This window comes from Acinetobacter sp. ANC_7635, assembly GCF_056779945.1.
The window spans coordinates 83,412-97,971 of sequence record NZ_JBWYIS010000001.1; the positions used below are offsets into that span (position 1 = coordinate 83,412).

The 14,560-nt window shown below is 37.3% G+C and carries 11 protein-coding genes; 6 read left to right on the forward strand and 5 right to left on the reverse strand.

All coding sequences use genetic code 11. The features are described from left to right. Positions 1 to 109: 109 nt before the first annotated feature. The 6 genes from AC1M89_RS00405 (at position 110) to serC (ending at position 8,613) form a co-directional block, all read left to right on the forward strand. Positions 110 to 718, forward strand: coding sequence for a LysE family translocator (locus AC1M89_RS00405; protein ID WP_035266421.1), 609 nt, complete (start codon positions 110 to 112; stop codon positions 716 to 718). Between the two features lie 452 nt (positions 719 to 1,170). Then, a complete protein-coding gene (locus AC1M89_RS00410) occupies positions 1,171 to 1,923 on the forward strand; it encodes an electron transfer flavoprotein subunit beta/FixA family protein (RefSeq protein WP_035266425.1) in 753 nt (250 codons plus the stop codon). 18 nt (positions 1,924 to 1,941) lie between these two features. Continuing rightward, the gene (locus AC1M89_RS00415; RefSeq protein WP_481609379.1) at positions 1,942 to 2,874 is read left to right on the forward strand and encodes an FAD-binding protein; all 933 of its coding nucleotides are present in this window, start codon (positions 1,942 to 1,944) and stop codon (positions 2,872 to 2,874) included. Between the two features lie 178 nt (positions 2,875 to 3,052). Next, the gene (locus tag AC1M89_RS00420) at positions 3,053 to 3,712 is read left to right on the forward strand and encodes a hypothetical protein (protein ID WP_481613693.1); all 660 of its coding nucleotides are present in this window, start codon (positions 3,053 to 3,055) and stop codon (positions 3,710 to 3,712) included. Positions 3,713 to 4,029: 317 nt separating this feature from the next. Then, positions 4,030 to 7,005: a DNA gyrase subunit A gene (gene gyrA / locus AC1M89_RS00425; protein WP_481609381.1), complete on the forward strand. Its 2,976-nt coding sequence runs from the start codon at positions 4,030 to 4,032 to the stop codon at positions 7,003 to 7,005. 525 nt (positions 7,006 to 7,530) lie between these two features. Next, positions 7,531 to 8,613 (forward strand): 3-phosphoserine/phosphohydroxythreonine transaminase, encoded by a 1,083-nt coding sequence (gene serC, locus AC1M89_RS00430; protein ID WP_035266433.1) that lies wholly within the window; start codon positions 7,531 to 7,533, stop codon positions 8,611 to 8,613. Positions 8,614 to 8,697: 84 nt separating this feature from the next. Here serC and AC1M89_RS00435 read toward each other — a convergent pair whose 3' ends face one another. From AC1M89_RS00435 to pyrC, 5 genes are all read right to left on the reverse strand, one after another. Then, a complete protein-coding gene (locus tag AC1M89_RS00435) occupies positions 8,698 to 8,847 on the reverse strand; it encodes a hypothetical protein (RefSeq protein WP_171076764.1) in 150 nt (49 codons plus the stop codon). Positions 8,848 to 8,880: 33 nt separating this feature from the next. Beyond that, positions 8,881 to 9,822, reverse strand: coding sequence for a hypothetical protein (locus AC1M89_RS00440; protein ID WP_035266435.1), 942 nt, complete (start codon positions 9,820 to 9,822; stop codon positions 8,881 to 8,883). Positions 9,823 to 9,974: 152 nt separating this feature from the next. Further along, positions 9,975 to 12,482 carry a TonB-dependent receptor plug domain-containing protein gene (locus tag AC1M89_RS00445; protein ID WP_481613694.1) on the reverse strand — a complete coding sequence of 836 codons (2,508 nt, stop codon included), beginning with the start codon at positions 12,480 to 12,482 and terminating at the stop codon, positions 9,975 to 9,977. A gap of 215 nt (positions 12,483 to 12,697) precedes the next feature. Next, positions 12,698 to 13,354 carry a ribonuclease T gene (gene rnt, locus AC1M89_RS00450; protein ID WP_035266446.1) on the reverse strand — a complete coding sequence of 219 codons (657 nt, stop codon included), beginning with the start codon at positions 13,352 to 13,354 and terminating at the stop codon, positions 12,698 to 12,700. After that, entirely contained in the window at positions 13,339 to 14,373 is a 1,035-nt protein-coding gene (gene pyrC / locus AC1M89_RS00455) for a dihydroorotase (RefSeq protein WP_481595616.1), read from the reverse strand. Before pyrC ends, rnt begins: the two co-directional genes overlap by 16 nt. Positions 14,374 to 14,560 lie beyond the last annotated feature (187 nt).

Below are 14,560 nucleotides of genomic sequence, written 5' to 3' on the forward strand. Positions count from 1 at the left end.
TTGGAATTAAATTCTAAAAATTAAAGAATAAATAGAATATTTGAAATCCTATTTTATGTAAATTCGAAGATACTTTTTTTTCATTTTCATTAATGATGGAAGAAAGAAAATGTCTACCTATTGGTTATTTGCTTTGACAGTTATCCCTCTTATTTTTACGCCTGGTCCGGATATGTTATTTATTCTGTCACAGGTAATGGGTAAAAATGCGAAAGCAGGCGTTATGGCGACTTTAGGGGTGTGTTTGGGTTATTTCGTCCATTCTTTTTTAGTCGTTGTGGGTATTGCGGCTATCATTATTTCTTTCCCTATTATTTTTGAAACGATCAAATGGTTAGGAATCTGTTATTTGCTTTATTTGGCATTTAATTTGATTCGATCTGCGCTTAATCACAAAAATATTGAAATTAAACAAAGTCAGGTCATTAGTCCGATTCGACGCGGTTTTATAACATCCTTACTTAATCCTAAAGGTATGCTTATTTATTTTGCGATTTTGCCTCAATTTATTAACCAGCATACCTCTTCGATTATGGGACAGGGGATTGTCTTATCCCTAATCTTCATTGGATTATGCTTAATTATTTATTCATCATTGAGTTTTGTATTTGCATTTTTGACACAGAAAACAGGGATAAATGAAAAACGTCAAAAATGGATTGATGGAGGTTCGGGAGTGATGCTTTCATTGGCAGCAACATGGCTCATTGTGAATTAACATTAAAAAAGCGCAAACTGATTTTTGCGCTTTCTATTCAGCTGGAATAGAATTTGATTAAATTACACTCAAAAAGAATGGCTATTATTGTTTTTTTTAATGTCTGTTATGACATTTTTTACCTAAAATTTGGTGATTTACGCCAACACATTTCAACGTAAAATAAGAGTCTACTGCATCAATTCAACTGATGTAGTTAATAAATTAAAAAAATATTAAAAATCAAAGTTTAATTTTTTACAAAAAATATTGAAAAGCTGACAAATTTATTAACAAAATAATTTTGTGAACGCTCCGTTCAACGAAAATTACGCTTTTTTACAGCAGTTTTGTGAATTGTGACTTGACCGAAATGCCAAACACATTGCAAGATAGGACACCTAAAAATTTTAAATGAAGAGTTATTATAACTTTTCTGAATATTTACTTCTGTTAAAACAGCCGAGGATTACATGAAGGCTCTTGTTGCTGTAAAACGTGTGGTTGATGCCAACGTTAAAGTTCGCGTAAAGCCGGACAATAGTGGGGTTGACCTTACTAACGTTAAAATGTCAATTAACCCATTCTGTGAAATCGCAGTGGAAGAAGCGGTTCGCTTAAAAGAAAAAGGAACTGTTTCAGAAATCGTTGTTGTTTCTATTGGTCCTAAAGAAGCGCAAGAACAAATCCGTTCTGCAATGGCGCTTGGTGCAGACCGCGGTATCCTAGTTGAAGCTGATGACAGCCAACTTGGTGCTTTAGAAGTTGCGAAGATTCTTAAAGGCGTTGTAGACGCTGAACAGCCACAACTTATCCTTCTTGGTAAACAAGCAATTGATGACGACTCTAACCAAGTTGGTCAGATGCTTGGTGCATTACTTGGTGCTGGTCAAGGTACATTTGCTTCAGAAGTTAAAGTTGAAGGCGATAAAGTACAAGTGACTCGTGAAATCGACGGTGGTTTACAAACTGTTGAACTAGCACTTCCAGCGATCATTACGACTGACTTACGTTTGAATGAGCCACGTTATGCTGCTCTACCAAACATCATGAAAGCACGTAAGAAACCGCTTGATACTAAATCTCCTGCAGATTTTGGTGTTAATCCTGCAACTAAGCTTAAGACTGTTAAAGTTGAAGCGCCTGCTGAACGTAAAGCTGGTGTTCAAGTGAAGTCTGTTGATGAGCTTGTTGAAAAACTAAAAAATGAAGCGAAAGTGATCTAATACAGAAGGATAAAAATCATGAGTATTTTAGTAATCGCTGAGCACGACAACAAAGCACTTAACGGTGCAACTTTAAACGTTGTAGCTGCGGCTCAAAAAATCGGTGGTGATATCACTGTATTAGTTGCTGGTTCAGGCGCTCAAGCAGTTGCTGATGAAGCTGCTAAAGTTGCTGGTGTAAGCAAAGTTCTTTTAGCTGATGATGCTGCATATGCAAACCAATTGGCTGAAAATGTAGCGAAGCTTGTTGCTTCAATTGGTACAGGTTATTCACACATTCTTGCGGCGTCTACAACGACGGGCAAAAACGTACTTCCACGTGCTGCTGCACTTCTTGATGTAAGTATGATTACTGACATTATTGCAGTTGATGGTCCTAAAACTTTCAAGCGTCCAATCTATGCTGGTAACGCGATTGCAACTGTAGAGTCTGGTGAATCAGTTGTTGTTGGTACAGTTCGTGGTACAGCGTTTGATGCAGTTGCTGCTGAAGGTGGATCTGCTGCGGTTGAAGCTGCCACTTCTACTGGTGATGCGGGTATTTCTAAGTTCTTATCTGAAGAAATCGTAAAATCAGAACGTCCAGAATTAACAGCAGCTCGCATTGTTGTATCTGGTGGACGTGGTGTAGGTTCTGGTGAGAACTACCATAAAGTACTTGATCCATTAGCTGATAAGCTTGGTGCAGCTCAAGGTGCATCTCGTGCAGCAGTTGATGCTGGTTTCGTTCCAAACGATATGCAAGTTGGTCAAACGGGTAAAATCGTTGCGCCAGACCTTTATATCGCTGTAGGTATCTCTGGTGCGATTCAGCACTTGGCAGGTATGAAAGATTCTAAAGTGATCGTTGCGATCAATAAGGATGAAGAAGCTCCAATTAATGCAGTAGCTGACTACTGGTTAGTAGGTGACTTAAATACAGTGGTTCCAGAATTGGTTTCTAAAATCTAATTCCTGAACACAGTTTAAAAATGCTCTTGTGCAAGCAGTGAAAGCAATGTTTTACTGCTTTGTGTAAGGGCGTTTTTTTATGCAAAAATTTTAAAAGTACTCGACAATCGAAACTAGAGTATTTCATTTGTATGAAAAGTGATAAAATCACAGTTTGCTTTTTCTTCTGTTTTTAATCATGCCCTTTTCCAAAGCCGTCCATATCCTGTTCATTAGTTTTCTGCTGATTGCGCTTTATCTTGGTATTTGTATTCATACTGCCTTGAATGCACCGCCTGAGGTGACTCAGTATTTATTTAGTGAGTCAGGTGCTTTTGAAGTCATGAGTCCATGGTTATGGTACTTGCTGGCAGTGCTGTGTTTGCTTAATGTTGAAATCAAACCCCATACCCGAGTATTTACGGCTATAGCAGCGACATTGTTGGGATTACGGGAAATGGATTTTCATAAGCAGGTGTTTGAAATGAGTTTTATCAAAACTAATTTCTATCGTAGTGCTGAAATTCCGCTCATGGATAAGCTACTCGGATTTATTTTATTGCTCGGCATTATCTTTGTCTTTCTGGTATTGGCGAAAAAATTGGTTCAAACCATACAAAGCATGAAAGATTCATTGAATATTGCACATTTTTTTATTTTCCTCACCATTGCCTGTGGCGGACTAAGCAAAGTGCTGGATCGCACGACCTCAACCCTGAAAGATGAATTCGGCATCCAGTTGGTGCTGCATACTCAAATCATGATTATGACCATTGAGGAAGGGGTGGAGATGTTATTGCCAGTTCTATTGATTGTGGCTGTGCTGAGCTATCGTAAAGTACTGAACCAGGCACAATAAAAATATAGAAAAAATTATGAAGATGCGCCAGTTGATTGGCGCATTTTTTTTGTACTAATGTATTTCTCAAAATTTTGGATTTTGAAAAATCCTGTCTGGATGCGCTAATTTTTGGTTTTGAAATAACAAGAAAATGATCGCTAAAATGAAGATAATTAACAAGGTTAGGCTGAATATTTCGACACAAAAATACAAGTGTTTATGCTATAATTTAGGGCTGTATTTTAGTTTTAACTCAGTCGTTTGAGTTAATGATTTTGCTAGTTTTACGACATATAAATACAAGCCAAAATTGGCTTGTAGAATAAGGAGTATGCATGAGCGTATCGGAAATTAGACCGATTGCCATTGAGGATGAACTTAAAAGCTCATATCTCGATTATGCGATGAGCGTGATTGTGTCACGTGCATTGCCCGATGTACGAGATGGTTTAAAACCTGTTCATCGTCGTGTGCTTTTCGCAATGCACGAATTAGGCAATGACTATAACAAAGCTTACAAAAAGTCTGCACGTGTAGTCGGTGACGTGATAGGTAAATACCATCCTCATGGTGACTCTGCTGTATACGAAACAATCGTTCGTATGGCACAAGATTTCAGTTTACGTTATCAGTTGGTTGATGGTCAGGGTAACTTTGGCTCTGTCGATGGTGACAGTGCAGCAGCGATGCGTTATACCGAAGTGCGTATGCGTAAATTAACGCATGAACTGTTAGCTGATTTAGAAAAAGATACAGTAGAGTGGGAAGATAACTACGACGGTTCAGAGCGTATTCCACAAGTTATGCCAACTCGTGTGCCAAATTTACTCATTAATGGTGTCACGGGTATTGCTGTAGGTATGGCAACCAATATGGCGCCGCATAATATGACTGAAGTGGTCAATGCGTGCTTAGCCTATGCCAATAATCCGAATATCAGTATTGAAGGATTGATGGAGCATATTTCGGGTCCAGACTTTCCTACAGGCGGTATCATTTACGGTAAATCAGGTATTGTTGATGCTTATCGTACTGGTAAAGGTCGTTTATTTATTCGTGGTAAGTACCATTTAGAAGAAGACCAAAAAACAGGTCGCACAACGATTGTATTCACTGAAATTCCATATCAAGTGAACAAAGCAAAAACGATTGAACGTATTGCTGAACTTGTGAAAGAGAAGAAGCTCGAAGGTATTTCAGAGTTACGCGATGAATCTGATAAAGAAGGTATGCGTATTGCAATTGACTTAAAGCGTGGTGAGAACGCTGAAGTAATTGTCAATAATTTATTCCAAAATACTCAGCTTCAAAATTCATTCAGTATTAATATGGTTTGCTTGGATAATGGCCAGCCAAAGCTGATGAATTTAAAGGATATCATTGCTGCTTTCATTCGCCATCGTCAAGAAGTTGTAACACGTCGTACGATGTTCGAATTACGTAAGGCACGTGAACGTGGTCATATCTTGGAAGGTTTAACGGTTGCTTTAGCAAATATTGATGCCATCATTGAAACCATTAAAACCTCTGCGAATCCGCAAGAAGCACGTGAACGTTTGCAAGCAGGAGAATGGTCTGCAGGTGGCGTAGTTGCTTTATTAGAAAAAGCAGGTTCAGTTTCTGTTCGCCCAGATGAAATTGAAGGCGAAGATCCTAATAAACCGTTTGGATTATCTGGCAATATTTATCGTCTCTCACCAACTCAAGTGGGTGCAATTTTAGAATTACGTTTGCATCGTTTAACTGGTTTAGAACAAGATAAGCTGCATGCAGAATATTCTGAAATTTTGGCACAAATTGCAGAGTTGACAGCAATTCTTAATGATTTTGAATTGTTGATGAATGTGATTCGTGAAGAACTTGCACTTATTCTTCAGCAATATGGTGATGAGCGTCGTACTGCGATTGTAGAATCTCGTGTAGATTTCTCTCGTGAGGATTTAATTCCAGAAGAACAAGTTGTTTTAACCGTTTCTCAATCAGGCTATGCGAAAACACAGCCACTTTCTGATTATGCTGCGCAACGTCGTGGTGGGCGTGGTAAATCAGCAACGTCTATGAAAGAAGATGATTACATTCAACATTTGATTGTGACATCTAACCATGCAACAGTTTTATGCTTTACCAATGTCGGTAAAGTCTATCGCTTAAAAGTTTTTGAAGTGCCTCAAGCTTCTCGTGGTGCAAAAGGTCGTCCTATGGTGAACTTATTGCCATTAGATGAAAATGAGACAATTACTGCTATTCTGCCAGTGATTGATGCACCGAAGAAATTTAAAGAACGTCTAGCCGATTTCCGTCAGTTTGTTAAATCTCATCAAGCTCAATTACAGCAAAACGAAATCATTGCTGCACACTATGATGCATTAGAAAAATCATTTGCTGATCTAGCAGATGGTGACGATCTATCGGACGAATTGCGTACACATCTGAAAGAGTTAGGAGTTGAATTATCAACTACAGATCTTGATGATGAAGTAGTAGTTGAATTTGCTGAGCTTGCAGAAAACTTACGTAAAAACTTCTATGTCTTTATGGCAACTGAATACGGTACGATCAAGCGAGTTGAACTTGAGCAGTTCTCTAATGTACGTTCAAATGGTTTACGTGCAATCGAGTTAGCTGGAGATGACCGTTTAATTGGTGTTGCGATTACTGATGGTGAACAACAAATTATGTTGTTCTCGAATGAAGGTAAAGCGATTCGATTTGCAGAAACTGATGTACGTGCAATGGGTCGATCTGCGAAAGGTGTACGTGGTATGCGTGTCACCATTGGATTGGCTCAAGCGGAAGAAATTGAAGATAATGATGTAGATTCAGAAGATGAAGATACGGATTCTAATTTCCTAAGCCGTATTGTTTCATTAGTCGTTGTTCCGGAAACAGGTGAAGTGCTTTGTGCTTCAGCAAATGGTTACGGTAAGCGTACGCCAGTGGATGACTTCCCGACCAAGAAACGTGGTGGTAAAGGCGTCATTGCGATCAAGACATCTGATCGTAATGGTGAGCTAGTTGGTGCGGTAGCGATCGATGTCAGCAAAGAAGTCATGCTGATTTCTGATGGTGGTACGCTAGTACGTACTCGTGCATCTGAAATTGCTCAGACGGGTCGTAATGCACAAGGTGTACGTTTAATCCGCTTAGGTGAAAACGAGACATTGGTTGGTGTTGAAGCGATTGAAGCTGTTGAGGAAGATGATTTTATAGAATCAGTTGAAGGTGAAGAGGCTTCAATTGAATCTAATGAATCAGTAGATACTCAAGAAATTGATACGACTGATAGCGATGAAAAATCTACAGATGAATAATTTGTAGGAATTAAAAAAGGACGCTGAAGCGTCCTTTTTTAATTAACAATAGTCTAAAAAAGAATTTTAATTAAAAATGAAACTCAAATTTAATTATAGCTTGCTGATTGTAATAGCACTGTTTATAACAGCATGTAGTGAACCCTTTCATTTCAGCTGAATGAAGGAGAGAGGGGAATCTGAGGAATATTGTTCATAAACAAAACATTCAGCTGTAAATACTGATGCGCTTTATAATGGTGAGATGTTTTAAGTGTTCGCTTGAAATGAAAGACAATACAACGAAATAGTCATAATAAATTTTGTCAGATTGAGAGCTGTTGTAGTGAGCGATTTAAACTTACTAACTACGGTGTCTCTCAAAATATAGTAAACATAAATCTCTGATAAATGTAGAGCTTATTGAAAAAATAGCTTTAGTGTGAAAACAAGATTGAAATTATTTAAGTTGAATATACTGCAAGCTATGGTTATCTGTGGTTAAATGCCATCATTTTATTGTGTTTCACTCTGAAAGGAAAAATCATGCGCGCGTACAACTTCTGTGCTGGTCCTGCTGCATTACCTACTGCTGTATTAGAAAAAGCTCAAGCTGAGATGCTTGATTGGCAGGGTAAGGGCCTATCAATCATGGAAATGAGTCATCGTAGTGCAGACTACGTCGCTGTTGCTGAAAAAGCAGAAGCAGACTTACGCAAGTTGATGAATATTCCTGAGAACTACAAAGTGCTTTTCTTACAGGGTGGTGCTTCTCTACAATTCTCTGCGATTCCATTGAATCTATTAGGGAAAAATAACAAAGCAGATTATATCCATACTGGCATTTGGTCTGAAAAAGCTTTAAAAGAAGCAAAACGTTATGGCGAAATTAACGTGATCGAAGCTGGTATTAAAGATGCAGATGGTAATCTTGCAATTTCTGATGAAAGTACATGGAATTTATCTGCTGATGCTGCCTATGTTCATTATGCCGATAACGAAACGATTGGTGGTATTCAATTTAAAAATATCCCAACTACGGATAAACCACTGGTTGCAGATTTATCTTCTAGTATTTTGTCGGCACCAATTGATGTTTCAAAGTTCGGTCTTATTTACGCGGGTGCGCAAAAAAATATCGGTCCTGCTGGTTTAACTTTGGTAATCATTCGTGATGATTTATTAGACCAAGCAAAAGAAGAAATTCCGAGCATTTTGAAGTATTCAGCGCAAGCGAAGAATGATTCTATGGTGAATACACCGTCTACTTATGCTTGGTATTTATCAGGCTTAGTATTTGAATGGTTGCTTGAACAGGGTGGTGTAGAGGCAATTCATCAAGTGAACCAGCAAAAAGCTGAATTGTTGTATGGTTATATTGATTCAAGTGACTTCTATGCAAATCCAATTGCGAAAGAATATCGTTCAATTATGAATGTACCATTTACATTGGCGAAGCCTGAACTTGAAAAGCAATTCCTGAAAGAAGCAGAGGAAAATAATTTATTAAATCTTGCAGGACATCGTTCAGTAGGTGGTATGCGTGCGAGTATTTACAATGCAGTGCCACTTGAGGGTGTACAAGCTCTTGTGAAATTTATGGATGATTTTGCGAAGCGTAATGCTTAAAAATCAGTTTGTAAAAAAGCCTGTCATATGACAGGCTTTTTTTTATGCACTAAAACGCAGATGAAAGTAATCAACACTAATTTATTAAAATGCTGGAATAAGATTGGTAAAGTGGAAAATAAAAGCAGCGAGGAAAACACCTAAGAAAAAGAAACAGTAAGCACCCTTGTCTACTCGAATACGAGGGCGTGCTTGTTCCATTAAGCCTGTTGATTGTTCCGGTATAATTTTCATCTAGGAGCCTAAATATTACTTTATAGTTAAATCCTATTTATTTGATGTATTTTTAGCATAAATATTCGCCTGAATCCATATATTTCCACGAATATATTGACCAATTTCGAAATTTTTATAATTCTCATCCTTAGTCGCGATACGAATAAGTGTAGCAGGTTGGTTTTCTTCTAAAATAAGTGTTACATCATAAAGTTGATAAAATTGATCGTTGAACTGCATTTGGGTCTTGCCAACCACTTTTCCTTGGAACCAGGCCTCATCTTCCTGACCCATGGTTTCACCGTACAAGTAAGCCACCATTTTCGAAAAATCGACCGTTACAGGTTCTTTATCGGCATCTGATTTAGGTTCCCAAGCATCAATCAGCTGCTGTAAATTATCTGGCGCTACACCATTGTGTTCACTCAAAATTTCATTTAAAGCACGATGGTGTTTAATTGAAGCTGGATCATCCACAACAATTTGTTCTTGATCAGCAACTTTTTCTAGCTCATAAGCCCACGCATTTAATTGGACTTTATAAGATTGATTTTTTTGGTATTGAATTTGGTTAACACTGTATAAGCTATCAAAAGCATAAACCACACTATTATCACTAACTTTTAATTGTAACACTGCTTGCGTGTTGGACTTACATGTAATGATGCGTTCAATCGTCGCGTTCAACGTATAAGGACTATCAAAAGTAGGGAAGGCTGTTTTGACTGCTTTAGGTTTATTGTCTTCTACAGCAATGACTTGAACCAATTGGATAGGTTGTTGTTTAGGTCCTTGAATTAGCCAAACATTCGGATCCATATCTTGTTCTTCAGCACAAATCCCCATCGGCATGACAGGTGCATTTAGTGCTTCACTCAACCATTTTGGAACCTGAACAGTCGGATCATCAGTTAACAGCGCCCAATGTTCTACATGGCTACCAAAGCTTTGATCTTCTATCGTAATAATTTCAGGTTTGTTTTGATTGTTCATATGCTCATTCTAAGATTGAGTGAATTACTTTATGTAATATCGAGGATAATTGATATTTTTCAAGTCTTGAATTGTTTTTTCTTTATGCAATCCAAAAGTTTAACGTGGCATAAATGAAAAAGAGCACCTAAGTGCTCTATGGGAATCATGAGTTAGAACTTAAATGTAACATCTGCAATGAATTGACGACCGATTTCAGGACTTGGTGTTGGTGTCACTGAGGATGTATTGGAAGAAAAATACTTATTTTTACGGTTAAGTACATTATTAATGGTTAAACCAAAAATAGTTTGCGTATTCTTTGAACTCGGTATTGTGTAGGTAGTACGCATATCCCAATTCAAAGCATTTTTCGTTTTGTATGCAGTGTAAGTGTCATATTTCATACCATCGAGTTCATAGACAAATTCAGTTTTACTGGTACTCAGGGTTTTTTTCATACCTGGTGTCCCTGCACGATAGCTAAGATAATGATTAATATTTAAAGGAATATTATTAAAACCAATATTCCAATCTAGTCTAACTGTCCATGGAGTATTGAAATTATCAGTGGGTTTATCTTCAGCATTAATCAGTTTGCCATCATAATAAATTTGTGATGTACCTGTGTAGTAGTTGCTTTCATAGCTATCAAAATTACGATTTGTATCTGTCATATCGGCATTTAGGCTTAAATAATGCACAGAATTTTTAAATACAAGTGGTTTAATATTTTTTAAAGAGAAAGTTAATATTTCAGCTTCAGATTTTCCTGAGTTGTTATAAGACTTATTACCTTGCTGCTGGCGTAATTGGTCTTTGTTCTCTCGCTGAACATATTTTAAACCAATATTGATGTTCCAAATATTGGTGTTAAAAGCAAATACAGATTCATCTGAAAACGGCGTATCCAGCTCTGACCTTGATTTGAAGGATGGCATAAACGTCGGGTCGAGTTCCCAATCTTCAGAAAGACTATTTCTCTTAAATTTTGTCTGTAATCGACCTCGTTGAGCTTGTAATTCGTTGGCGAATGCGTTTAAACCATAATAGCGATTCCAACCAGCCGTGATAAATAATTGATCATTGCCAAATGGCTTCAAAACAAATGAACTACGAGGTGCAATATTGGTGTTTTGAGTCAGTGAATCATAATCAGCTCGTAAGCCTAAACTAGATTGAATAAATGGATTAACATAAATTGAATCTTCGAGATATGCATGCCAACGATCTTGGCGTACATTGATTTGTCCTGCATCATATTTAAATCGTTGCGTTAAATATTGCCCGTCAATTGAATTACCTTCGTCACAAGCATCATAACGACGACCATCAGAAGTGTAACAGTTTAAGTTTTCAATATTTTTCGAAGCGATAGTAGTTGTGTAATAATTATTAGAAACTTCAGGTCTTTCCCAATACGCTTCATAATGACCATAACCTGCACCCATTTTGAATTGGTGTGATGAGTTCGCAAAGTTTATTGGTTCAAATAGGGCTTTGATTGAGTATTCGAGTTTTTTTTCTTCTTGTGATAATGCACCATAGTTTCCATAAGATTGCGTACTTAAATTCGGATTCCAATTCTTTGTTGAAGATCGAGCCCACACATACGCATCTTGCTCTGCCTTTCGCGAGTTTTTTTGTGTTTGAAAATTAAGTTTTTGTTCTAACCGAACAGCATTTAATTTATTTTTTAAATTGATATAAATACTTTGACTATCAGATATTTGTGTGTTTTCTGAGTTTAAAAATGTAGCATTGAAGTACTCACCTTTATTTTCAAATAGCTGAGTTCCTATTTTTAATGAGGTTTTATCTGAAGGTGTATAGAAGAGTTCGACACCATAATTGCTCGCAGCACGTGTTTGGTCTAATTCTGCTGGCTCAATAAAATTCGTTTTTAATGGAATTAAGGAATGTCGAAAAGAGCCAAAAGCATTGAAACCTAATTGGTCTGTGAGATTACCATACAGTGTTGCACTGACTCCTTGTTTAGTAAAGAAAGGTTGATTTTTTTCACTGTTGGAGGTTTCAAATTCCTGTTGGCTTTCTGGATCAGGAAAGTTGATTTTAGACCAAGAATCAGATGTATAATCATAGGTAATATTACCGTGAATTTTGCCTACCTTAGTTTTTGGTGCGCAGGTTTCTGCACTCACTACACCGCCAGTAAATTCACCATATTCAGCGCTCACATTGCTATCAAGCAGTTTAATATTACAAATCAGGTCTGCATTGACTGCAACAGCTTGACTAGAGCCGAGTAGTTCATTATTTGAGTTCGATGTTGTTGCACCCACAGGGTTAATATTATTGTTAATGCTCATCCCATTGATTAGAAATTTATTTTCATAGGGTAAACCGCCATTGATGCTAATTTCGGCTGGGCTAAGTTCACCTTGTTGTAAGCCACTTTTAAAATTATTACCAAATTGCACATTAGGATTTACTTTTAAAAAATCAGTAATGTTCTTAGAACTATTGGGTGTCTTGTCTAAGTCATCCTTCGTATAAAGGGTTTTTCCAACTTCTTGTTGCTCAGTTGCATTCGTTACAATTGTATTGAGTTTGATTGAATCATCATTAGCTGTTGAATTTATTTCTGTTTCATTTGCACAAACTGTAGTTGAGAGAATCGTAAGAATGGCTAAATTTAATTTTGAGCGTACAAATGACATGATTTAACATTGAGAGAATAAAAACGATAGCGATTATCATTTAACAATACTTATTTCACAATATTAATGAGAATAATTATCAATACTATATTCCGATTAACATAATATAAAAAAGCGATAGTTAAAAATTGGAACAAAAAGCCCCAATACTTTTCAATTAAGATCAATCCACAGGATGATCAAGATTTCTAAAATATTGGGGTATTTAAAGATTTTTACTCTGAAACGAGTGTTTCAAGTAAATGGGGCGCTAATTTATTTAAAATATAGCAGAATAATTCAGCTGTTTTCTGTGTGTCATACAAAGCAGAGTGGGCTTCTTTACCATCAAACTCGATGCCAGCTTGAATACATGATTTAGCCAAAACAGTTTGTCCGAACATCACAGCACTCAAAGTCACCGTATCAAAAACCGAGAAACTATGAAATGGATTTTGATTCTTAGTTCCAGTACGTGCAATTGCCGCTTTTAAAAAACCAAGATCAAAATGAGCATTGTGTCCAACTAGCACAGCATGTGTGCATTGTTGTTGTTTGCGTACCTCATTAATTGCTTTGAACATACGTTTAAGTGCAGACTTTTCATCTTCTGCCATCGCTACACGCATTGGATTAAAAGGATCAATGCCAATGAAGTCGAGTGAGCGACGATCTAAATTTGCACCTTCAAATGGATTGATGTGTGCATGATGCGCTTGACCAGGTACAAACTTTCCAGATTCGTCGTAAATGATTGGAATACATGCTATTTCAAGCAATGCATCGGTATCCGCATTAAAACCAGCTGTTTCCACGTCAACAACCACGGGTAGGAACCCGCGGAAGCGTTGACCGATGACAGGTAATGTTTCAGTGGTCACACTTTTCTCCATTGAATTGTTTTACCTGCATAAAGAGGAATGATCTGTTCGCCATCTAAATATTCAAGGCTTTCAGGAATCACTTGATCTTCTTTGATCAATGTAATGGTTTCAGTATTACGAGGTAAACCATAGAAGTCTGCACCAAAGAATGAAGCGAAACCTTCAAGACGTTCAATTTTACCGGCCTGATCGAATGCTTGAGCATACAATTCAATTGCAGTTGGAGCGCTATAACACCCAGCGCAGCCACATGCATTTTCTTTCGCATTTTTAGAGTGCGGAGCGCTGTCAGTACCTAAGAAAAATTTAGGGTTGCCACTTGTTGCGACTTCTAACAAAGTTTGCTGATGTGTCTGGCGTTTTAAAATTGGCAAACAATAGAAATGCGGTTTAACACCACCAACCAACATGTCATTGCGATTGAATAACAAATGTTGTGGTGTAATCGTTGCTGCCACGTTGCGATCTTGCTCAAGTACAAAATGTGCAGCTTCGCTTGTGGTGATATGTTCTAAAACTAATTTCAATTTTGGAAATTGTTTAAGCAGCGGTGCTAAAACTTCATCTAAGAAACGTTTTTCACGATCGAAAATATCAACATGATGATGTGTTACTTCGCCGTGGAGTAAGAGAGGAACTTGATGTTCTTCAAGTTGCTCAATGACGCTATACACTTTACGTATATCACTAACGCCATTATCAGAATTCGTGGTTGCTCCAGCAGGGTAAAGCTTAATTGCATTTACATATGGAGATTTTTTAATTTTTTGTACTTCTTCAGGAGAAGTATGATCCGTAAAGTAAAGCACCATACGAGGATCGAATTTTACATTTTCAGGAACATGCGCCATGATTCTTTCACGATAGGCATGTGCCTCTTCCACAGTTTTTACAGGTGGAACTGTATTTGGCATACAGATTGCGCGATGAAATTGCTTCGCCAAATCAGGAACAGTACGTTGAAGTGCTAAACCATCTCTTAAATGAGCGTGCCAATCATCTGGCTGGATTAAAGTGATCGTATTCAAGGCAAGTCTTACTGAAAAAATAACATAGATGATAATCGATATTGCTTGAAATTGATAACGACAAAAGCCGATAAAAGGGGTTTTACATCTATTTGTGCTGATTAATATAAAAATGAAGCATACGTTGGATGAATGAGTCATTATTCATCTAGGGAACAATGATAGATTTTCATGTCCAAATAAAAAA

Coding starts and splice junctions, on each gene's coding strand:
- AC1M89_RS00405 (WP_035266421.1), top strand. CDS start 110: ATGTCTACCTATTGGTTATTTGCTTTGACAGTTATCCCTCTTATTTTT.
- AC1M89_RS00435 (WP_171076764.1), bottom strand. CDS start 8,847: ATGAAAATTATACCGGAACAATCAACAGGCTTAATGGAACAAGCACGC.
- rnt (WP_035266446.1), bottom strand. CDS start 13,354: ATGGAGAAAAGTGTGACCACTGAAACATTACCTGTCATCGGTCAACGC.
- AC1M89_RS00420 (WP_481613693.1), top strand. CDS start 3,053: ATGCCCTTTTCCAAAGCCGTCCATATCCTGTTCATTAGTTTTCTGCTG.
- serC (WP_035266433.1), top strand. CDS start 7,531: ATGCGCGCGTACAACTTCTGTGCTGGTCCTGCTGCATTACCTACTGCT.
- gyrA (WP_481609381.1), top strand. CDS start 4,030: ATGAGCGTATCGGAAATTAGACCGATTGCCATTGAGGATGAACTTAAA.
- AC1M89_RS00410 (WP_035266425.1), top strand. CDS start 1,171: ATGAAGGCTCTTGTTGCTGTAAAACGTGTGGTTGATGCCAACGTTAAA.
- AC1M89_RS00415 (WP_481609379.1), top strand. CDS start 1,942: ATGAGTATTTTAGTAATCGCTGAGCACGACAACAAAGCACTTAACGGT.
- AC1M89_RS00445 (WP_481613694.1), bottom strand. CDS start 12,482: ATGTCATTTGTACGCTCAAAATTAAATTTAGCCATTCTTACGATTCTC.
- AC1M89_RS00440 (WP_035266435.1), bottom strand. CDS start 9,822: ATGAACAATCAAAACAAACCTGAAATTATTACGATAGAAGATCAAAGC.